Here is a 20,810-nt window from a genome sequence, read left to right as displayed (position 1 = left end):
CCGCTGGGCTGGTCCAGGCCAGCGCCCACCGGGCACCACGAGCACCACGAGTACCATGCGCCGCGGCCGCCGCGGCACCCCGCGCAGGCGGGTTTTCAATTGTCTGGGAGTCCACATGTTTGTAGTCCGTCCGGTCGCAGCTACGGATCTCGACGCGCTGGTTGCATTGAGCGCCGAGACCATGCCCGGTGTGCACACCCTGCCGCGCACGCGCGAACGCATCGCCGCGTCTATCGACCGCTCCATCGCGTCCTTCGCCGCCCATGTCGACATCCCGAGCGAGGAGTCGTACATGTTCGTGCTGGAAGACCTGGAGACCCAGGCCATCGCCGGCACCGCCGCAATCCACGCCTCCGCCGGTTCCAATGGCACCTACTTCGCCTTCCGCAACGACGTCATCCAGCAGGTTTCACGTGACCTGAACATCAGCCACAGCGTGCACGCGCTGACCCTGTGCTCCGAGCTGACCGCCTACTCTCAGCTGTCCGCCTTCTACGTGCGCGAGCCGGTGCGCGCCGCCGTGGAAGCGGCGCTGCTGTCGCGTGCCCGCCTGCTGTTCGCGGTGCTGGCGCCGCACCGCTTTGGCGACCGCTTCTTCGTGCCCCTGGCGGGCGTCACCGATGACCAGGGCAATTCGCCGTTCTGGAATGCCCTCGGCCGCAAGTTCTTCAAGATGGATTTCCTGGAGGCTGAACGCATCATCGGCGGGGCGCGCAACCGCACCCTGATCGTGGAGCTGATGCCGCACTACCCGGTCTACGTGCCGCTGCTGCCGGGCGACGCCCAGGCCGCGATGGGCCAGATCCACCCGGACGGCGAACTGGCCTTCAACCTCCTCACGGAAGAAGGCTTCGAGGCCGACGATTACATCGACATCTTCGACGGTGGCCCGATCCTGGCCGCCCACAAGCATGCCCTGCGCTCGTTCTCCGGTTCCCAGGTGCGCCGCGTGGCCACCGAGCCGGACGAAGAGGTCAACGACGTGCTGGTGACCTATGCCATCGGCACCAGCGATGGTGCCAACTTCCGCGCCATCACCGCGGCCTCCCCGGCAGTGGAAAACGGCGACAGCGTGCTGCTCTCCGCCGAAGCCTGCACCGCGCTGGGCGTGCAGGCGGGCGACAACGTCGTCTGCGTGCGGATCTGAGGAGACACCATGCTAGTCATTCGAGCCATCAACGAAAACGACCTGGATGCCCTGATCGACCTGGCCCGCCAGGTCGGCAGCGGCATGACCACCCTGAAGCCGGACCGTGAGATGCTGGGCGCGCGCGTGGAATGCGCGGTGCAGTCGTTCTCCGAGCAGATCGCGCCGGAAAAGCGCGACTACATGTTCGTGCTGGAGGATACCGAGAGCAAGCGCCTGGCCGGCTGCTGCGCCATCAAGGGCGCGGTGGGGCTGGAAGAGCCGTTCTACAACTACCGCATCGGCACCCTGGTCCACTCCAGCCGTGAACTCAACGTGTTCACCCGCATGGAGACGCTGTATCTGTCCAACGACCTGACCGGATCGTCCGAACTGTGCTCGCTGTTCCTGCAGCCCGAGTACCGCCAGGGCTTCAACGGCAAGTGGCTGTCCAAGAGCCGCTTCCTGTTCATCGCCCAGTTCCCGCAGCTGTTCACCGAGCGGATCATCGCCGAGATGCGCGGCTACCAGTCGGACGACGGCTACGTGCCGTTCTACGAAGGGCTGGGCCGCCACTTCTTCAAAATGGACTTCAACCACGTGGACGAACTGACCGCGCTGGGCAAGAAGTCCTTCATCGCGGAGCTGATGCCGCGCCAGCCGATGTACGTCGAGTACCTGCCGCAGGATGCGCGCGAGACCATCGGCAAGGTCCACAAGAACACCGAACCGGCCCGCCGCCTGCTGGAGACCGAAGGCATGCACTTCGAGGGCTACATCGACATCTTCGATGCCGGTCCGGTGCTGCAGGCCCGCGTTTCCGAGCTGCGCGCGCTGCGCGAATCGTCGCTCGCCATCGTCGACGGCGTGGATGAGCAGCCGGCCGGCGAGGGACGCGAACCACGCGAACCGTGCATCGTCTCCACCACCACCATGCGAGACTTCCGGATGGTGCTGACTCATTCCAACCCGGTCAACGGCCGGATCGCGCTGTCCGAAACGGACCGCCAACTGCTGAATGTCCACAGCGGCGACCAGGTGCGTACGCTGCCACTCAACGTAAGGAAAAACGTCAATGGCTAACCTCTCCAATTACATCAATGGCCAATGGCTCGCCGGTTCCGGCCAGGAGCTGGTCACCATCGACCCGTCCACCGGCCGCCAGACCTGGTCCAGCATCGAATCGACCTGGGACGACGTGCAGAAGGCCGCCCAGTCCGCGCGCGACCACTTCGAGCCCTGGGCTCTGACCCCGCTGGCCGAGCGCATCGCCATCTGCCAGAAATTCCGCGACCTGCTGAAGGAGAACGCCGAGGAGCTGGCCCGCACCATCGCCGAGGAAGTCGGCAAGCCGCTGTGGGAAGCGCGCACCGAAGTGACCACCATGGCCAACAAGGTGGACATCTCGATCCAGGCCTACAACGCCCGCACCGGCGAGGTGAGTGCCAAGGTGGCCGATGGCGACGCCGTGCTGCGCCACCGCCCGCACGGCGTGTTCGCCGTCTATGGTCCGTATAACTTCCCGGGCCACCTGCCCAACGGCCATATCGTCCCGGCCCTGATCGCGGGGAACACCGTGGTGTTCAAGCCCTCCGAATATGCGCCGCGCACCGCGGTCAAGATCGTGCAGCTGTGGGAGCAGGCCGGCCTGCCGCCGGGCGTGCTCAATCTGGTCAACGGTGGCCGGGAGACCGGCATCGCGCTGGGCCAGCAGGTGGAGGTGGACGGCATCCTGTTCACCGGGTCCTCGCACACCGGCATGGCGCTGCACAAGCAGTTCGCCGGCCAGACCGGCAAGATGCTGGCGCTGGAAATGGGCGGGAACAACCCGCTGGTGGTGTGGAACGTCAAGAACGTGGACGCCGCCGTCCACCACATCGTGATGTCGGCCTTCATCTCCGGCGGCCAGCGCTGCACCTGCGCGCGCCGCCTGATCGTGGAAGATAATGAGCAGGGCGCGGCGATCATCAAGCGCCTGGTGGAAGTCGCCGCCAAGCTGACCGTCGGTCCGTCGGATGCCGAGCCGCAGCCCTTCATGGGCCCCGTGGTCTCCGCCGCCGTGGCCAGGAAGCTGGTCGAGGCCCAGGCCTCGCTGGCCGAGAAGGGCGGCAAGGTCCTGCTGCAAATGAAGCAGCTCGACCCGAACGCGGGCTTCGTCACCGCAGGCATCGTGGACACCACCGACGCACGCGGGGTGCCGGACGAAGAGTGGTTCGGCCCTCTGCTGCAGGTGATCCGCGCGCGCGACTTCGACCTCGCCGTCAAGATCGCCAACAGCACCGAATTCGGCCTGGCCGCCGCGCTGTTGTCGCAGGACCCCGAGCTGTGGAAGCTGTTCCAGGTACGCGCCCGCGCGGGCATCATCAACTGGAACCGTCCGACCACGGGGGCGGCATCGTCCGCACCGTTCGGCGGCGTCGGCAAGTCGGGCAACCACCGTCCGAGCGCCTACTACGCGGCCGACTACTGCGCTTACCCGGTCGCCTCGATCGAGACCAGCGAGCTGGAAATGCCCGCCAAGCTGTCCCCGGGCCTGACCTTCTAAAGGCACATAGGAGAAGCCTGATGACTGCACGCGAATTCAACTTCGACGGACTGGTTGGCCCCTCGCACAACTACGCCGGGCTCTCGTTCGGCAACGTGGCCTCGTTCTCCAACGTGCGCAGCGCGTCCAACCCGAAGCAGGCCGCCTTGCAGGGCCTGGCCAAGATGCGCGCGCTGGCGCAGCGAGGCTTTGCCCAGGCGCTGCTGCCGCCGCAGAGCCGCCCGAACTTCCGCCTGTTGCGCAAGATCGGCTTCACGGGGACCGATGCGCAGGTGCTGGAGAAGGCCTACCGCGAAGCGCCGGTCATCCTGGCCTGCGCCTACTCGGCGTCCGCCATGTGGACCGCCAACGCGGCCACCGTCAGCCCGTCCGCCGACACGCACGACAGCCGTGTGCACTTCACGCCCGCCAACCTGAATAACAAGCTGCACCGCGCGGACGAGCACCCGCAGTCGGAGCGCACCCTGCGCGCGATCTTCAAGGACGACAAGTACTTCAGCGTCCATCCGGCGCTGCCGGGCACCCCGGCGTTCGGCGACGAGGGCGCGGCCAACCACACCCGCTTTGCGGCGACGCACGGCAGCAAGGGCGTGGAGTTCTTCGTCTACGGCCGCGTGGAGTTCGACCCGTCGGCCCCGAGCCCGAAGAAGTACCCGGCCCGCCAGACCTTCGAAGCCTCCGCCGCCATCGCGCGCCTGCACGGCCTCGATCCGCTGCGTACCGTGTACGCCTCGCAAAGCCCGGACGTGATCGACCAGGGCGTGTTCCACAACGACGTGATCGCGGTCGGTTCGGCCAACGTCCTGTTCTATCACGAGTGCGCGTTCGCCAACGAGGCGGTGGCCCTGGCCGACCTGCGCAATGGCTTAAGCACCGTGAACGCGGAGCTGGTGCCGGTGCGCGTCCCCGTGGCCGATGTCACCGTCGCCGATGCCGTGGCGAGTTACCTGTTCAACAGCCAGCTCCTGCTCAAGGACACCGGCAAGATGGCTCTCGTGATTCCGCAGGAGTGCCACGAGAACGCGGCGGTGGCCAAGTACCTGGACGGCATGGTCGCCAGCGGTGGCCCCATCGACGAGCTGCTGCACTTCGACCTGCGCCAGTCCATGCGCAACGGCGGCGGCCCCGCGTGCCTGCGCCTGCGCGTGGTGCTGACCGATGAAGAAGCCCAGGCCATGCACCAGGGCGTGATCATGACCGACGACCTGTACCACAAGCTGGTCGCGTGGGTGGAGAAGCACTACCGCGACACCATCGAACCGAAAGACCTGGCCGATCCGCAGCTGGCCATCGAGTGCCAGACGGCGCTCGACGACCTCACGAAGATCCTGAATTTGCCCGGTCTGTACGACTTATAATCGCGCGATTGCGTATTGATTTTGGCGGGCCAACCCCGCCGCCCCACCGGATGATCCGGCGGCACAAGCCACAAGCAGACCCGCAGGACCCGGACATTAAAACAGCATGGAGAAGCACAAAATGACTCAACAGCCTAACGACCTGCGCAAACAGACGCTGGACCTGGTCAAGCAGAGCGCCCCCGCCGGAGACAACGGCGCGGTGCAGGACCTGATCGCCGCCTGGCTCGGCTCCCTGGACGACGAAGACCTGGCCGGCACCTCGCCGCAAGCCCTGGCGCCCGTCCTGTGGGCGGGCTTCAAGCAGGCGTCCAAGCGGGTCGCGCAAGGCTGCCAGGTCGCGCAGCTGCACTACGACGCGGGCCACGGCGCCCAGGCCACCGCGCTGCTCATCGTGAACGATGACATGCCCTATCTGGTCGACTCGATCGTGATGGCGATGCGCAAGCAGCGCGTGGGCGTGGCCGCCGTCCTGAACGCCGTGCTGCCGGTGCGCCGCGACGCCTCGGGCACTGTGGCCGCGGTCGGCGAGACCGGCGCGCACATGGAGTCGGTCGTGCTGTGCCTCCTGACCGAAGACCTGAACGCGGACGACCTGTCTGCGCTGGTCGGCCGCATCCAGATGGTGGCCCAGGACGCCGCCGTGGTCCGCCGCGACGCCGTCGCCATGGCCGACCGCATGACCGCCGTCGCCGCCGCCGCCGCGCTGCAGGGCGCGGAAGGCCAGGAAGTCTCGGCCTTCCTGGAATGGGCCAAGAACGAAGGCTTCGAGCCGTTCGGCTACGCCTACTACTTCGTCAAACCGGGCGTGAATGAGCTCGAGCGCGACATCCCCAGCCGCATCGGCGTGCTGCAGGACACCGGCCACCCGGTCTACGGCACCTGCCTGAAGAACATCCCGGGCTTCCTCGATACGCTGTCCAAGCGCGCCCACACCCTGTCGATCGTGAAGGCCGACGTGGAGGGCACCCTGCACCGCGACCAGCCGCTGGACTTCATCGGCGTGCGTGCGACCGACGACAAGGGCAACATCGTGGGTGAGCATTGCTTCGTGGGCCTGTTCACCAGCGCCGCTGCATCGACCCCGCTGGCGCGCCTGCCGTTCGCGCGCGGCCGCGTCGCCAAGGTGCTGTCGCTGGCCGGCGTGCGCCAGGAAGGCTTCCGCGCCGAGAAGTTCCACGAGATCCTCGAATCGCTGCCGCGCACCGAGACGCTGGAAGCCGATCCGGAATGGCTGGCGCAAGTCTGCTCCTCCGTGGTCTCGCTGTACAAGCAGCCGCGCGCCAAGGTGTTCGCGCGCCGCGACGTGTATGCGCGCCACCTGAACGTGCTGGTCTACCTGCCGCGCGAGCGCTACTCGGCCGCCGTGGCCTCGCAGCTGGCCGCCGCGCTGAAGGAGAGCTCGGGCGCCACCGACGTGCGCTCGCAGACCCTGGTGGCCGACGGCCCGCTGGCCCGCGTCTACCTGATCGCCCGCGCCGCGCGCAATCCGCTGGACCTGGAAGCCGATATCCAGAAACCGCTGCTGGCCGTCATGCAGGGCTGGAACGACCGCTTCGAAGCGATGGCCAACAGCGTGGACGACCTGTCCCTGCGCCAGTCGCTGCGCAAGCTGGCCACCGGCCTGCCGGTCAACTACGTCACCAACACCGAGCCGGACGTGGTGTTCCGTGACCTCGGCAAGATCCTCGCCAATGGCGACGCCTCGCACGTGTCGGTGCGCGTGGAGCCGGGCTCGAACAACGATCCGTCGATCCGCATCTACTCCGTGGACCAGGTGCCCTCGCTGTCGCGCCTCCTGCCCGCGCTGCAGAACGCGGGCGTCGTCGTGGACCGCGAACAGTCCTACCTGCTCAACGTCGATGGCAAGAAGGTCTATGTCACCAGCCTGTCCGTGGACCAGGCCAGCGCCGAGAAGCTGGCGCGTCCTGAAGTGCTGGGCGTCTCCGAGTCCCTGTTCGAAGCGCTGTTCAACGACCAGGCCGAAGACGGCCGCCTGAACGGCCTTGCCATCGAGGGCGGCCTGTCCGTGCGCGAGATCCAGCTGCTGCGTGCCTATATCGCCTACTGGCGCCAGGCCAGCTCCAAGTTCACCGTGCGCTACATCGCCGAATCGCTGCGCCGCCGTCCGGACCTGGCGCGCGAACTGGTGGACGCCTTCCTCAAGCGCTTCAACCCGGCGTCGACCGAGGCTGACCGCAAGGCGGGCACCGACGCGCTGGCGGCCATCAAGGGCAAGCTCGGTTCCGTGAACCATGCGGACACCGAAGAGATCCTGGCCGCGCTGGCGAACCTGATCGGCGCGACCCTGCGCACCAACTACTTCCAGAACAAGGGCGAGAAGATCATCTTCAAGCTCGATACCTCCAACCTGCACCTGGTGCCGGAACCGCGCCCCTACCGCGAGATCTTCGTGTTCTCGCGCCGCTTCGAAGGCGTGCACCTGCGCGGCGGCCCGGTGGCCCGCGGTGGCCTGCGCTGGTCCGACCGCATGGAAGACTACCGCACCGAAGTGCTGGGCCTCGTGAAGGCGCAGATGGTCAAGAACGCGGTGATCGTGCCGGCTGGCGCCAAGGGCGGCTTCGTGTGCAAGCAGATGCCGCTGAACGCAGCGCGCGAGCAGATCGCGGCGGAAGGCGAAGCCGTCTACCGCCTGTTCATCCAGTCCTTGCTGGAAGTGACCGATAATCGCGTGCGCGGCCAGATCGTGCCGCCGGCCGACACCGTGCGCTACGACCGGGACGACCCGTACCTGGTGGTGGCAGCCGACAAGGGCACCGCGACCTTCTCGGACATCGCCAACAGCATCGCCGTCTCGCGCGGCTTCTGGCTGGGCGACGCGTTCGCGTCGGGCGGCTCCAACGGCTACGACCACAAGAAGATGGGCATCACCGCCAAGGGCGCGTTCGAAGCCGTCAAGCGCCACTTCTATGAACTGGGCCACGACATGAACTCGCAGCCGTTCACCGTGGTGGGCGTCGGCGACATGAGCGGCGACGTGTTCGGCAACGGCGTGCTGCTGTCCAACCAGATCAAGCTGCTGGCCGCCTTCGATCACCGCCACATCTTCCTCGACCCGAACCCGGACACCGCGATCTCCTTCAAGGAACGCCAGCGCATGTTCGCGCTGCCGCGCTCCTCGTGGGAAGACTACGACAAGAGCCTGATCTCGCAGGGCGGCGGCGTGTTCCCGCGTACCGCGCGCCATATCGACCTGACGCCGGAAGTGCGCGCGGCGCTGGACATCTCCGAGACCCAGCTCACGCCGGAAGAACTGATGCACCGCATCCTGCTGGCGCCCGTGGACCTGTTCTACAACGGCGGCATCGGCACCTACATCAAGGCTTCGACCGAGACCAACGCCCAGGTGAAGGACCGTGCCAACGACAACATCCGCGTGAGCGGCAATGAGCTGCGTTGCAAGATCGTGGCCGAAGGCGGCAACCTCGGTGCGACGCAGGCGGGCCGTATCGAGTTTGCGCTGCACGGTGGCCGCATCTTCACCGACGCGATCGACAACTCGGCCGGGGTGGATTGCTCCGACCACGAGGTGAACGCCAAGATCTGGCTGGACACCGAGGTGAACGCGGGCCAGCTGTCCGAAGCGGACCGCAACAAGCTGCTGCTGGATATGACCCAGGACATCGAGAACCTGGTCCTGCGCGACAACGAGCAGCAGACGCACCTGCTGGTGCGCGAGTGGCAGGCGCAGAACGACGCCTCCACCGTCGACAGCTACGCGGCCCTGATCACCGCGCTGGAGAAAGAAGGCGCCGTCAACCGGGAGCTGGAACAGCTGCCGGTGGACGCCGAGCTGGCGCGCCGCAAGGAGCGCGGCCTGGGCCTGACCACGCCGGAACTGGCGGTCGTCGTTGCCAACGTTAAGAACCGCTACAAGCGCGTCCTCGGCACGCTGCCGCTGACCGAGCTGCCGTGGGCGGAAGCGCTGCTCAAGCCCTACTTCCCGGCGCAGATGGTCGCCACCCGCAACGCGCTGCACCACCCGCTGGCCAACGCCATCCTGGCGACGGTGCTGGCCAACGAATCGGTCAACCGCTGCGGCCCGGTGATGATCCGCGAGCTGGCGCTGGCCCACAACGTCGATGAGACGGAAGTGATCAAGGCCTGGGGCCAGGCCTGGTCCGCGCTGCACCTGGCGCCGGTGTTCGACGCGCTGGATGCCGAAGCACTGACCGTGCCGCGCGAAGTGTCGGTGAAGGTCGACGCGCGCACCCGCACCATGTTCAAGGGCGTGCTCGAAGGCGTGCTGTCCACCGGCGGCGATGCCCAGCGCAGCGCCGAGGGCATGGCGGAACTCACCCGCCTGTTCGCGGAGCCGTCCATGCTGGCGCAGCTGATGCCGGCGCAGGCGGAAGCCGACAGCACGGCCGGCATCTCGCCGTCCTTCAAGCAGGCGTGGAAGGCGGTCGAGGCGATCGACTCGGTGTCCAGCTTCCTGTTCGCGGCGGTCTCCGTGACCCGTCCGACCGGCATGTCGCTGGCGCAGTTCCTGCAAGTTGGCATGGCGCTGCGTGCGCAGGCAGGCATCGACACGCTGGAGCGTGGCCTCAAGCTGAACGCCACCAGCCGCTCGCAGGAGCAGCTGCGCAGCTACGCCCAGCAGGCGCTGCGCCGCACGCAGCAACGCCTGCTCACGCAGGTGCTGGCGCGCTCGCAGGGCGGCAACGCACATGACGCGGTGACCGTGGTCACCAACGGCATGGGCATCGGCCGCATGGCGCAGCCGGCGGACCTCGAGCAGGCCATGCTGGATGTGTGGGCGCTGTCCGAAGCGGCCAACGGCGTGAAATGACCCAGCCGGTCATTTCGGAAGAGGTCCGCGCACTCGCGCGGGCCGATTTCAGCGAAACCGCGCGGCGCTTCGGCGCTGCCGGTTTCACGGCCACCGAACCGGCGCGCGGCATCCTCACGCTACGGCGCCCCGGGGTGCCGGATGCCCGGCGCCCGGCGGTGCTGGTCTCCGTTGGCGTGCATGGCGACGAGACCGGGCCGATCGAAATGGTCGCCTGTATCCTCGCCGCGCTGGCGCGCGAACCCGAAGCGCTGGCGGTGGACCTGATGCTGTGCGTTGGGAACATCGAAGCCATCGACCAGGGCAAGCGCTTCATCGATGCGGACCTGAACCGGATGTTCCGTCCCGAGCGCGGTTCGCTCGCGGGCACCGCGGAAGCGGCGCGCGCGGACGTGATGATCGAGGCCACGACGCAGTTCTTCGCCAAGGCAGGGCCTGAGCGCTGGCACCTGGATCTCCACACGGCCATCCGGCCTTCGTTCTACCCGACCTTCGCGATCGTGCCAGACCTGATCGCGGACGAACCAAAGCAAAAGCTCATCCACTGGATGGGTGAGGCGGCCATCGGCGCCATTATCATGAACCCGGCCTCCGCCGGAACCTACAGCTACTACTCGGCCGAGCACCACGGCGCCGCCGGCACCACCGTGGAACTGGGCCGCATCGGTGTACTGGGCCAGAACGACCTGTCCCAGTTCGCCGATGCGCAGGCCGCGCTGGACCGCCTGCTGCGAGGTGCGGCGCCCGCACCGGCGCGCGTGGCGCCGCAGGTGTTCAAGGTGGCGCAGAACATCATCAAGTTGTCCGATAATTTCCGCATGACGTTCGATAAAAGCACGCAGAACTTCACCGCCGCGCCCAAGGGCACCGTGATCGCCACCGATGGCGACACGACCTACACGGTGACGCAGGACGAGGAGTTCATCGTGTTTCCGAACCCGGACGTGCGCATCGGTCTGCGCGCGGGGATGATGGTCACGAAGGCTTAGGCTATGGCAGACGCGGGATATTCTGGCAAACCGCTGGGTGAGAAGCTGGGCATCAAGCCCGGCTCCCACGTGTCCCTGCAAAACGCGCCTGATATGTACACGGCGCTGATCGCGCCGATTCCGCCGGATGTCCGCATCGACCATGCCTTCAATGGCGAGGCGGACATCGTTCACCTTTTCACGTCCAAGCGCGCGGAGCTGGTGCAGTGGCTGGACGCCTGGCGCGACCAGCTCAAGCCGGGCGCCTGCGTGTGGGTCTCGTGGCCCAAGAAGGCGTCCAACGTGCCCACCGATGTCACCGAGGACGTGATCCGCGAAGTGGCGCTGCCGCTGGGGTATGTGGACATCAAGGTGTGCGCCGTCGATGCCGTCTGGTCCGGTCTCAAGCTGGTGATCCGGAAAACCTGAAGCTCCCGGCTTCCGCGCAGTTCATCCCGCAAATTCCGCAGCTCGTCGCATGCAGATGTCCCCGCGCGGGCGCCCTTGTTATCGTCTCACCATCGACAACATAACAAGGATGAACCTGACATGCGCACTCTGCCCCTGCTGACTCTCGCCGTTGCCGCCGCCCTCGGTGGCTGCGTGATCATCGCCACGCCGGACACCGGTGAATTCTCCGTCAACGGCTTCTCGAGCAACGCCGTCAAGGGCAATGGCACCGTCACGCTGGAGCGCCGCCAGATCGCCGCGCTGCCCGCGCTGGACGTGAGCGGCCCGATCGCGGTGGAAGTGCGTGTCGGCGAGCAGCCGTCGCTGGAAATCGAAGCCGACTCCAACCTGCAATCCATGATCCGCACCGAAGCCAATGGCGATACGCTGCGCATCTGGCAGGACGGGCGCGTCTGGGGCTACTCGACGATGAAGGTGCGCTACACCGTGCCGCGCCTGGATCGTGTGCATAGCTCCGGCTCGGGCGCGCTGACCATCAATGGCCTGAACGGCGGCGCGCTGGCGCTGGACTCGAATGGCTCGGGCCAGAAGACCGTGAGCGGCCGCGTGAACAGCTTCCGCGTGGAAGTGAACGGCTCGGGCAGCGTGCATGCGGAAGGTCTGCAGACCGGTGAAGCCGTCGTGCGCCAGACCGGGTCCGGCCGCGTGGCCCTGGGTCAGGTGCAGGGCGAGCGCCTGTCGGCCAGCCTGTCCGGCTCCGGCGGCCTGCGTGCCAGCGGCAGCGTGCAGCGGCTTGAAGTGAACACCCACGGTTCCGGCAGTGCGGACCTGAGCGGCCTGACCGCGCAGGCGGCGGACCTGAACTCGTATGGCTCCGGCGGCATCCAGGTGGCGGTGCGCGAGAACGTGGTGGCGCAGTCCAACGGCTCCGGCCACATCACGGTGTACGGCAACCCGGCCCAGCGCATGGTGAGCGGGAAGCGCGTGAGCGTGGTGAATTAAGAATATGCGAGGGGCCCGCTCCGGCGCACGGGGCGGGCGTTCGCTACCGGTCAAAGACGAACGGCCCTGCGTGGGCCGTTCGTTTTTGGTGGCAGTCTTGAAGCTTAGAGGATGTGGTCCAGCGCCTCGGGGCCGAACACTTCGCGATGCAGGAGCGCGGCGGGCACGCCGGCTGCCGTCAGCGCCTGCCACTGCGCCTGCATGAAGCCCAGCGGGCCGCACATCCACACCTGGGTTTCGGTGCGCGGCCAGGACGGCAGCTGGGCCACGTCCATGCGGCCCTTCTTCACGTCCGTCTCGCCGTTCACCTCTTCGTAGAACGTGACCACCTGCAGGTTGGGCAGGCGCTTCCTCAGCACGGCCAGGTCGGCCTGGTGCGCGTGGTGCTGCGCGTCGCGCGCGGCGTGCGCGAACAGCACGTAGCGCTGCGGGTTCACCAGGGCCATGCGCTGCAGCGCCGCGATCATCGGAGTGATGCCCACACCGGCGGACAGCAGCACCACTGGCTCGTTCAAGTCGGTGTCGATCGTGAAGTCGCCGTAGGGGTGGGAGACCAGCAGCACACTGTCCACCCGCACGTGTTCGTGCAGCCAGTTGGAAACGGCACCGGCCGGAGTGCTGCCGGCAGCCAGCTCGCGCTTGACGGAGATGCGCAGGGTCCGGCCATCCGGGGCGTCCGAGAGGCTGTACTGGCGCAGCTGGCGCAGGCCGTCGGCCAGGGTCACGGCCACGGTCACGTACTGGCCCGGCTTGAAGGCGGGGGCGCCGCCACCATCGGCCGGAGCGAAGCGGATCGACAGCACGTCCTCGGATTGCCGCACCACCTCGGTCACGCGCATCGGCGCGAGCGTGCCCTCCGGTGCGGTGGCCGCGTACAGTTCGCGCTCGGCGTCGATGAACAGCTTGGCCAGCGAGCCGTAAGCCTCGGCCCACGCGGCCAGCAGGGGCGGGGTGGCGGCGTCGCCCAGCACGTCCGCAATCGCGGCCAGCAGGTTCTCGCCGACGATCGGGTAATGCTCCGCGCGGATACCGACCGACGCGTGCTTATGGACGATGCGGTTGACCACCGGGCCGAGCGCGCCCGGGTTGCCGATGTTGGCCGCGTACGCGAACACCGCGGAGGCGAGCGACTGCTGCTGCGCGCCGTTGGCCTGGTTGCCCATGTTGAAGGTGTGCTTCAACTCCGGGTGCGCAGCGAACAGGCGCTCATAGAAGCGGGTGGTGATCGCAAGGCCGTGCTGACGCAGGACGGGAACGCTGGCGTCGATGTAAGGACGGCTGGCTTCGGAAATCATTGGTTGTAATCCTCTGAAAACTGCACTTCGGGTGCATATTTAATGGTCGAGAAAAGGCCCGCATGCGGGCCTCGTCGCTGGGGCAACGGTGGGAGCTCAGGCGGCGGACTGGGTGTGCGGCGTGACCAGGAACATGCGGTGCATGCGCACGATATGCTCGCCGGTGCCGCCGCCCGCGATGTCGGCCAGGGTGTGGCGGTCCATCGCAGCATAGAAGGCCTGCAGGCCTTCGTGCAGGGCGCCGCGCAGGCGGCAGTCGACCGCCAGGCGGCAGCTGCTGCCTTCGCAATCGATCAGCTCGTCCTCGCCTTCCAGCTGGCGCAGGACCTGGCCAATGCGCAGCTTGGTGGCGTCGGCGGCCAGGCGGAGCCCCCCGTTGCGTCCACGGGTCGCGCGCACCCATCCCATCTTCGACAGCTGGCTGACGACCTTGACGAGGTGGTTGATCGGCAGCTCGAACTGGCTGGCGATCTCGGCCACCGTGACCGGGCCGGGCCGCTCATCGGCGCCGTGCAAATACATCAAGACACGCAGGCCAATGTCGGAGAAACGGGTGAGACGCATGAAGCTATTTCCTTGTGGACAGACGAATTATACCAAATCATGCATTTGGCATGCATGAATAGCCGGGAAACCTCGGCGGTGCCGATTATTTTTGTCAGCGGCGCCGCCAAACGCACCTATAATCGCATGGTTTTTTTCCTGAGTGACAAAAAGGATCTCACGTGACGATAAGCCTGGGCCAGAAGCTGCTGCGCATTAAACCGATCGAGAAACGGCTGGATGACGGACACGGCCACAGCAGCGGAGGCCTCGGACGGTCGCTCGGGCTGTTCCCGCTGACCATGATCGGCGTCGGCGCGACCATCGGTACCGGGATTTTCTTCACCATGGTGGAGGCGGTGCCCAAGGCGGGGCCGTCGGTGGTGCTGTCCTTCCTGCTGGCGGCGCTGACCGCCGGGCTGACCGCGCTGTGCTATGCGGAGCTGGCCTTCAAGGTGCCGGCCTCGGGCTCGTCGTATTCCTTTGCCTACGCGACGGTGGGCGAGTTTGCGGCCTTTGTGATGGCGGCCTGTTTGCTGCTGGAGTATGGGCTGGCGGCGAGCGCGACGGCGATCGGCTGGTCCGACTACCTGAACAACTTCCTGCACAACGCCTTCGGCTGGGAGATCGCGCGCTCGCTCAGGGCGCCGATGATCGTCTCGGGCGAGCACGGCGTCGAATTCCACTTCGGGAACATCAACCTGCCGCCGGTGCTGCTGGTGGTGCTGTGCTGCTTCCTGCTGGTGCGCGGGACCAAGGAGTCGGCCACCACCAACTCGATCATGGTGCTGATCAAGCTGGCGATCCTGATCTTCTTTTGCGCGATTGCCCTGCAGGGCTTCGACATGAATAACTTCCACCCGTTCTTCAACAATGGCAAGGCCGAGACCGGCTGGGTGGGCGTGACCGCCGCGGCGGGCACGGTGTTCTTCTCGTTCATCGGCCTGGACACGGTGGCCACGGCGGGCGAAGAGGTCAAGGACCCGCGCCGCACGGTGCCGATGGGCATCCTGTCCGCGCTGGCGATCGTGACGGTGTTCTACATGCTGGTGGCCGTGTGCGCCATGGGCGCGCAGCCGGCGGCCAAGTTCGCCGGGCAGGAAGCGGGCCTGGCCGTGATCCTGCAGAACGTGACCGGCCAGACCTGGCCGGCGCTGGTGCTGTCCGCGGGCGCGGTGATTTCCGTGTTCTCGGTGACGCTGGTGACGATCTACGGTCAGACGCGCATCCTGTACGCCGTGGCCCGTGACGGCCTGATCCCGCCTGCGTTCCACCGCGTGAATCCGCGCACCCTGACCCCGGCCGCGAACACGATCCTTGTGTCGCTGGCAGTGGGCCTGGTGGCCGGCCTGGTGGACGCCACCTTCCTGTGGGACATGGTCTCCATGGGCACGCTGACGGCCTTCATCGTGGTGGCGGTGGCCGTCCCCGTGCTGCGCCAGCGCGACGCCGCCAACGGCATCGAGCACGCCCCCGGCTTCCGAGTCCCCTTCGGCCCGTATGTGGTCCCGGCCTTGTCGATCATCGCCTGCCTGTACCTGATGTGGGGCCTGTCGAACACCACCTACCGCGTGTTCACCGTGTGGATGATTGTGGCGCTGGCGATCTATTTCGGCTACAGCATCCGCCACTCCAAGCTGAACCGCGCCACCCCGGTTGCCGAGCCCCTCGCCAAATAAGACTACGCCCCATACCAAAAACCGCCTTCCCGGCGGTTTTTTTTCGTCCCCGCAACAAACACCGGGGTCCGTCCCTCCTCCCAGAGCGGGGTACGTCCCCGATATGGCGAAGCCAAAGGCGCGCGGCAGGCCGGTGGCGGTGACAGTAAGCGCTAACGCAGGGGGAGGGACGTACCCCGCTCTGGAAGCGGGGTACGTCCCCGGAGGAAGGGGGTAGGAAAAAAGAAACCCGCTGGCCCGGGGCGCAGCGGGTTTCGGGGGAAAGCGGAGCTCTTTATTCGACGCCCATTTCCTTCAGCAGGTTATCGGCGTGGTCGACGTATTTCATGTTCCAGAAGATGTAGCGGGTGTCGACCTGGATGTCGCGCGTCATCGCCTTGTTGAAGTCCCAGTCGGAGATGATCGAGTCCAAGGTGCCGTCGAAAGCGAGGCCGATCCATTCGCCCTTGGCGTTCAGCGCGGCGGACCCGGAGTTGCCACCGGTGATGTCCAGGGTCGCCAGGTAGTTGACCGGCACGGTCTTCAGCTTCGGATCCATGTACGGGCCGTACTGCTTCTTGTCGATCAGCGCCAGCTGCGCGGCCGGGGCGTTGAACTCGCCTTCGCCGGTGGCCTTGGCCTTCACGCCCTGCACGGTGGTGAACGCGGTCCAGCCGGTGGTGCCGTCGGCACCCTTGTCGCGGCCGGCGATCTTGCCGAAGGTGACACGCAAGGTGCTGTTGGCGTCCGGGTACACGGCCTGGCCCTTAGTCTTCATGTAGGCGATCTTGGCCTTCATGTAGCTGGCGTAGGCCTGCTGGATGTTGCCGGACAGTTCTTCCTCCTCGGCTTCCTTCTTCAGGCTGTCCGGATACATCGCGACCGCGGCCTTGATGAACGGATCGTTGGAGGCCTGGAACTCCGCAGGCGATTTGCCGAACCAGGACTCGCGCACCTTGGCGTCGCCCAGCGTGGTCTCGGCGTACATCTTGTCCAGCAGCGGCTTCAGGTCGGCCAGCTGCATGCCGTCGCGAATCCCCATGGCGGCGTCGAAGGACGCGTTGCGCATCGACGCCGGCTGGGCCGCGTACTTGCGCAGGCTGTTCAGCACCAGCGCTTCGTCGACCTTGGCCACATAGGTCTTGTCGACGCCACCCACGGCCGCCTTGATGCGTGGCAGGTCGCGGTCCTGGTAGCCGGACTTGCGCTCGGCGTTCGGCTTCTGCTGCTCGTTGGACAGGCGGTACAGCGCGCGCGCCACGCTCAGCAGGCGGGGCGACGAGGACGCGTAGTAGAAATCGCGCTTGACGTCCGCATCGCGCTGGGCGATCAGTTTCTCGACCGCGTCGATGCCCGGTCCGAATTCGGCACGGCGCTGCGCATTGCCGTTCACCCAGGCCTTGAGCTCGTTATGCTCGCGCGTCTTGCGCGCCAGGATATCGCTGCCCTGGTAGCTGGTGAGCATGCCCTTGCGGTTCTTGTAGTAGTTGTTGGTGCTCGCCACCAGGCCCGCGTACTTAAGCGCGGCGTCGCGGTCGCCCGCGGTCTCGCGCTCGACGATCGCCAGCGTCTCGGCCGAGTTCTGGATGAAGGCCGGGTAATTCCAGTCGAAGGTGAACGCGACTTCCGACGGCAGGCGGTGGCGGTTGGTGCGGCCCGGGTAGCCCAGCACCATGATGAAGTCGCCTTCCTTGACGCCTTCCTTGGCCGGGGTCAGGTGGAACTTGGGCTTGTACGGCACGTTGTCCACCGAGTAGTCGGCGGCCTTGCCATCCTTGCTCACGTAGGCGCGGTAGAAGCCGTAGTCGCCGGTGTGGCGCGGCCACATCCAGTTGTCGGTGTCCCCGCCGAACTTGCCGATGCCGACGGCAGGCGCGTGCACCAGGCGCACGTCGCGAATTTCCAGCTGCTTGATGCGGTAGAACTCCAGCCCGCCGTAGTAGGACGCCACGGTGCAGCGGTAGCCTGCGTCCTTCTCGCACGCGGCCACCATCTCCTTCTGGTTCTTCTCGATCGCGTCCACGCGCGCCTTGCCGGTCAGCTTGGCCACCGCCGGGGTGATGATCTGGTCGCTGACGTTGGCGACCTCTTCGGTCACCCACACGCGCGAGCCCGGCGTGGCTTTCAGTTCCTCGCCCATGGTCTTGGCCAGGAAGCCGTTGGCCAGGTAGTCATGCTCCTTGGTGGAGTTGATGGCGACGCTGTTGTACACACAGTGGTGGTTGGTCGCGATCAGCCCCTGCGGCGACACGAAGGAGGCCGAGCAGCCGCCCAGGCTGACGATGGCGCCCATCGGGAATTCGGTCAGCTTGGTCAGGTTGTTGGGATCGAGCTTGAGGCCGGCGGCCTTCAGTTGCTTGGCTACTTGTGGCAGCTGCTGGGGCATCCACATCCCTTCGTCGGCGTGTGCGAAGGGAGCGAGGATGGCCAGCGCGAGGAGCGATTTTTTCATTGCGCGTGATCTCTTGGGTGGTTGTGTAAGCGGCGTCTGCACCGTGCCAGGGATGGCATATGCATAAGCTGCCAGCAGTATCCCCACCTGCCCGGCAATAGTCAATCGCGGAGACTTTGCTCCGGCTACAACTGGTCGCCCAGCAGGTTGGCCAGTTCGTCGCGCACCTTGGCGGTCCAGGGCCGGTTCTCCCACGCGGCCAGGGTGATCAGCCTGGCTTTGGCCCAGTCGTCCTGGAAAATGGCGGCCTGCTGGGCGGCGAACTGCCGGTCCAGCACATTCAGATTGGCCTCGTCGTTGATGGAGAACGAGCGGTTATCGAAGTTGGTCGAGCCGACCGAGACCAGCAGCCCGTCCACGATCAGGCATTTCACGTGGTACATGGTGGGCTGGTATTCGGCCATCTGGATGCCGGCCTTGAGCAGGTCGCCCCAGCGCGAATGGGAGGCGTAGCGCACCAGATCGGAATCGATCTCCTTGCCGGGCGTGATGATGCGGATGTGCACGCCCCGCTGCGCCGCGTCGACCAGGGCGTTGATGGCCAGCTCGTCCGGCACGAAGTACGAGGCCGACATCAGGATCTCATGCCGCGCCGCCGTGATCGCCATCAGGTACATCAGGTGCATGCTCTCGCTGCCGCCGGTCGGAGAGCTGCTGAACATCTGCGCCGCCTGCGGACCCACGTCCTCCAGCGGCGGGAAGTAGGCGCTGCCGTCCAGCACGGCGCCGGTGGACTTGGTCCAGTTGTCCATGAACACGGCCTGCATCTGCCCGACCACCGGACCTTCGACGCGGAAGTGGGTGTCGCGCCAGTGTTCGTCGTCCTGCGCGTTGCCGCGCCACTGGTCGGCGATGCCGACACCGCCCGTGAAGCCGACCTTGCCGTCGACGATCAGCAGCTTGCGGTGGGTGCGGTTGTTCAGGCGCGTGAACTTCCACCACACGGGCTTGTGGTAGCGCTGCACCTGCACGCCAGCCTGGCGCATCATGTCGAGCGCATCACCGTCCATCTTGATGCTGCCCATGAAGTCCAGCAGGACATGCACCTTGACCCCGGCGCGCGCGCGTTCGGCCAGCGCCTGCGAGAACTCGTGGCCGATCGTGCCGCCCCAGTAGATATAGGTTTCAAATGTGATGGTCTGCTTCGCGCCGCGAATCGCGTTCAGCATCGCCGGAAAGATCTGGTCCCCGTTGAGCAGCACCTCGACCTTGTTGCCCTTGACGATAGGCGGCCCCAGCAGCACACCCATGGACCGCGCGAATTGCTCGTCCGCGGTGCTGTAGGAGCGCGACAGCTGCTGCTCGATCTTCTTCTCCCCCGGCATCAGGTTCAGGGTCAGGAACACTGCCAACAGGGTCAGGGCACAGGAGATCAGGGCGATGGTCATGGGGTGCAGCCGGCGCAAATGGCTCAGCAAACTCATCAATATTCCTCGAGACGTAAAAAAACCAACGCGCGGAGGCGTTGGTTCGGTGGGGGTTTCGCCGTCTTAGCGCGCGCGGCCGCGGCGCAGCAGGTTGACGATCGCCAGCAGAATCACGGCGCCCAGGAAGGACACCAGCAGCGAGGTCACACTGAAGTCGTCGGAATTGATGGTGCCCGAACCAAACAGCGGCGAGAGCAGCCAGCCACCGAGGAACGCACCGACGATACCGACCACGACATTGAGAATCATGCCTTGCTCCGCGTCCGTCTTCATGACCATGCTGGCAAGCCAGCCCAGAATACCGCCAACTACGATCCAGATAATGAATAGCATGTCGATTTCCTCCTTGAAAGATACATCGTTGTCTGACCCGCTTCATGGCGCCAGGCCGTAGTGCCAGATTAGTCATCGCTGAGTACAAGGTCGGTGCGGCAACGAACGTAATCACGCGCTTCGTCACGCCGCCAGTTTGTGTTCGTCACCGAACGGAAACCCAGCAGCGTCGGGCTTAATCTGAAAGTCGATCACTCGCCGCGCCCCACGTGCCGGCACTTCACATAGAAAGGGAATCGACATGAGCACTTACGACACGACGAGCAGCAAGAACAACCGCATGGTCACCGGCCTGTTCCGGGACCGCGACAGCGCCGAGCGCGCCTACGGCACGCTGCATGAGCGCGGCTACAGCAAGGATGACGTGAACCTGGTGATGTCCGATGAGACCCGTCGCACTCACTTCGGCGACGAAACCACCGAACTGGGCACCAAGGCCGCCGAAGGCGCAGGTGTCGGCGCCGGCATCGGTGGCGCGATCGGCGCGGTGCTGGCCGGTATCGCCGCGGTCGGCACCACCCTGGTGCTGCCGGGCATGGGCATCGTGATTGCCGGCCCGGTGGCGGCCGCTCTGGCCGGTGCCGGTGCCGGTGGCGTGACCGGCGGCCTGATCGGCGCGCTGATTGGCGCCGGCATTCCGGAAGAGCGCGTCAAGCATTACGAGGAAGGCATCCAGAACGGCGGCATCCTGATGGGGGTGAATGCGCGTTCGGATGAAGACGCCGCTCACATCGAGAAGAGCTGGAAGGATGCGAAGGGCGAGCACGTGATCGGCACCGGCCTGGGCGCTGCAGGCGGCGCGGCGGTCGGCGCGGGCATCGGCTCGGCGGCCGGTCCGATCGGCACCGTGGCAGGCGCCGTGATCGGCGGTGTCTCGGG

At 66.3% G+C, this 20,810-nt stretch carries 14 protein-coding genes and 1 pseudogene; 10 read left to right on the top strand and 5 right to left on the bottom strand.

Annotated features, from left to right (window positions below):
• The first annotated feature begins 115 nt into the window (after nt 1-115).
• The 8 genes from E4L96_RS02375 (at nt 116) to E4L96_RS02340 (ending at nt 12,223) form a co-directional block, all read left to right on the top strand.
• Entirely contained in the window at nt 116-1,147 is a 1,032-nt protein-coding gene (locus E4L96_RS02375) for an arginine N-succinyltransferase (RefSeq protein ID WP_135205634.1), read from the top strand.
• Nucleotides 1,148-1,156: 9 nt separating this feature from the next.
• Entirely contained in the window at nt 1,157-2,209 is a 1,053-nt protein-coding gene (gene astA, locus E4L96_RS02370) for an arginine N-succinyltransferase (RefSeq protein ID WP_135205633.1), read from the top strand.
• The gene (astD, locus tag E4L96_RS02365) at nt 2,202-3,671 is read left to right on the top strand and encodes a succinylglutamate-semialdehyde dehydrogenase (protein ID WP_135205632.1); all 1,470 of its coding nucleotides are present in this window, start codon (nt 2,202-2,204) and stop codon (nt 3,669-3,671) included. The genes astA and astD overlap by 8 nt, the downstream gene beginning before the upstream one ends.
• A 20-nt stretch (nt 3,672-3,691) precedes the next feature.
• The gene (gene astB, locus E4L96_RS02360; RefSeq protein WP_135205631.1) at nt 3,692-5,029 is read left to right on the top strand and encodes an N-succinylarginine dihydrolase; all 1,338 of its coding nucleotides are present in this window, start codon (nt 3,692-3,694) and stop codon (nt 5,027-5,029) included.
• Between the two features lie 121 nt (nt 5,030-5,150).
• The gene (locus tag E4L96_RS02355; RefSeq protein WP_135205630.1) at nt 5,151-9,842 is read left to right on the top strand and encodes an NAD-glutamate dehydrogenase domain-containing protein; all 4,692 of its coding nucleotides are present in this window, start codon (nt 5,151-5,153) and stop codon (nt 9,840-9,842) included.
• Nucleotides 9,839-10,831 carry a succinylglutamate desuccinylase gene (locus E4L96_RS02350; RefSeq protein ID WP_135205629.1) on the top strand — a complete coding sequence of 331 codons (993 nt, stop codon included), beginning with the start codon at nt 9,839-9,841 and terminating at the stop codon, nt 10,829-10,831. Before E4L96_RS02355 ends, E4L96_RS02350 begins: the two co-directional genes overlap by 4 nt.
• A gap of 3 nt (nt 10,832-10,834) precedes the next feature.
• Nucleotides 10,835-11,239, top strand: coding sequence for a DUF3052 family protein (locus tag E4L96_RS02345; protein ID WP_135205628.1), 405 nt, complete (start codon nt 10,835-10,837; stop codon nt 11,237-11,239).
• Nucleotides 11,240-11,359: 120 nt separating this feature from the next.
• Nucleotides 11,360-12,223 carry a head GIN domain-containing protein gene (locus E4L96_RS02340; protein WP_135205627.1) on the top strand — a complete coding sequence of 288 codons (864 nt, stop codon included), beginning with the start codon at nt 11,360-11,362 and terminating at the stop codon, nt 12,221-12,223.
• 104 nt (nt 12,224-12,327) lie between these two features.
• Here E4L96_RS02340 and E4L96_RS02335 read toward each other — a convergent pair whose 3' ends face one another.
• Together E4L96_RS02335 and E4L96_RS02330 are read right to left on the bottom strand one after the other, a co-directional pair.
• The gene (locus E4L96_RS02335) at nt 12,328-13,518 is read right to left on the bottom strand and encodes a globin domain-containing protein (protein ID WP_135205626.1); all 1,191 of its coding nucleotides are present in this window, start codon (nt 13,516-13,518) and stop codon (nt 12,328-12,330) included.
• A 96-nt stretch (nt 13,519-13,614) separates the two neighbouring features.
• Nucleotides 13,615-14,082 (bottom strand): RrF2 family transcriptional regulator, encoded by a 468-nt coding sequence (locus E4L96_RS02330; RefSeq protein ID WP_135205625.1) that lies wholly within the window; start codon nt 14,080-14,082, stop codon nt 13,615-13,617.
• A gap of 161 nt (nt 14,083-14,243) precedes the next feature.
• Between E4L96_RS02330 and E4L96_RS02325 the strand changes: the two genes are divergently transcribed.
• A complete protein-coding gene (locus tag E4L96_RS02325; RefSeq protein WP_135205624.1) occupies nt 14,244-15,740 on the top strand; it encodes an APC family permease in 1,497 nt (498 codons plus the stop codon).
• A gap of 274 nt (nt 15,741-16,014) precedes the next feature.
• Here the strand turns inward: E4L96_RS02325 and E4L96_RS02320 are convergent, their stop codons facing one another.
• The 3 genes from E4L96_RS02320 to E4L96_RS02310 form a co-directional block, all read right to left on the bottom strand.
• Nucleotides 16,015-18,171, bottom strand: coding sequence for a S46 family peptidase (locus E4L96_RS02320; RefSeq protein WP_135205623.1), 2,157 nt, complete (start codon nt 18,169-18,171; stop codon nt 16,015-16,017).
• A 125-nt stretch (nt 18,172-18,296) separates the two neighbouring features.
• A complete protein-coding gene (gene cls, locus E4L96_RS02315; RefSeq protein WP_370660720.1) occupies nt 18,297-19,595 on the bottom strand; it encodes a cardiolipin synthase in 1,299 nt (432 codons plus the stop codon).
• Nucleotides 19,596-19,661: 66 nt separating this feature from the next.
• Entirely contained in the window at nt 19,662-19,931 is a 270-nt protein-coding gene (locus E4L96_RS02310; RefSeq protein ID WP_135205622.1) for a GlsB/YeaQ/YmgE family stress response membrane protein, read from the bottom strand.
• A gap of 241 nt (nt 19,932-20,172) precedes the next feature.
• On the opposite strand from E4L96_RS02310, the pseudogene E4L96_RS02305 reads away from it, so the two are divergent.
• Nucleotides 20,173-20,810: pseudogene (locus tag E4L96_RS02305) on the top strand (hypothetical protein); the annotation flags it as partial.

Source organism: Zemynaea arenosa, from assembly GCF_004614185.1.
GTDB classification, from domain to species: Bacteria; Pseudomonadota; Gammaproteobacteria; order Burkholderiales; family Burkholderiaceae_D; genus Telluria; species Telluria arenosa.
Note: the sequence above shows the minus strand (reverse complement) of the source record. Positions and strands in the feature narration are given on the sequence as shown.

Bases quoted from the DNA above. Each gene is read 5' to 3' on its own strand.
- E4L96_RS02375 (WP_135205634.1), top strand. From the start codon at position 116: ATGTTTGTAGTCCGTCCGGTCGCAGCTACGGATCTCGACGCGCTGGTT.
- astA (WP_135205633.1), top strand. From the start codon at position 1,157: ATGCTAGTCATTCGAGCCATCAACGAAAACGACCTGGATGCCCTGATC.
- astD (WP_135205632.1), top strand. From the start codon at position 2,202: ATGGCTAACCTCTCCAATTACATCAATGGCCAATGGCTCGCCGGTTCC.
- astB (WP_135205631.1), top strand. From the start codon at position 3,692: ATGACTGCACGCGAATTCAACTTCGACGGACTGGTTGGCCCCTCGCAC.
- E4L96_RS02355 (WP_135205630.1), top strand. From the start codon at position 5,151: ATGACTCAACAGCCTAACGACCTGCGCAAACAGACGCTGGACCTGGTC.
- E4L96_RS02350 (WP_135205629.1), top strand. From the start codon at position 9,839: ATGACCCAGCCGGTCATTTCGGAAGAGGTCCGCGCACTCGCGCGGGCC.
- E4L96_RS02345 (WP_135205628.1), top strand. From the start codon at position 10,835: ATGGCAGACGCGGGATATTCTGGCAAACCGCTGGGTGAGAAGCTGGGC.
- E4L96_RS02340 (WP_135205627.1), top strand. From the start codon at position 11,360: ATGCGCACTCTGCCCCTGCTGACTCTCGCCGTTGCCGCCGCCCTCGGT.
- E4L96_RS02335 (WP_135205626.1), bottom strand. From the start codon at position 13,518: ATGATTTCCGAAGCCAGCCGTCCTTACATCGACGCCAGCGTTCCCGTC.
- E4L96_RS02330 (WP_135205625.1), bottom strand. From the start codon at position 14,082: ATGCGTCTCACCCGTTTCTCCGACATTGGCCTGCGTGTCTTGATGTAT.
- E4L96_RS02320 (WP_135205623.1), bottom strand. From the start codon at position 18,171: ATGAAAAAATCGCTCCTCGCGCTGGCCATCCTCGCTCCCTTCGCACAC.
- cls (WP_370660720.1), bottom strand. From the start codon at position 19,595: ATGAGTTTGCTGAGCCATTTGCGCCGGCTGCACCCCATGACCATCGCC.
- E4L96_RS02310 (WP_135205622.1), bottom strand. From the start codon at position 19,931: ATGCTATTCATTATCTGGATCGTAGTTGGCGGTATTCTGGGCTGGCTT.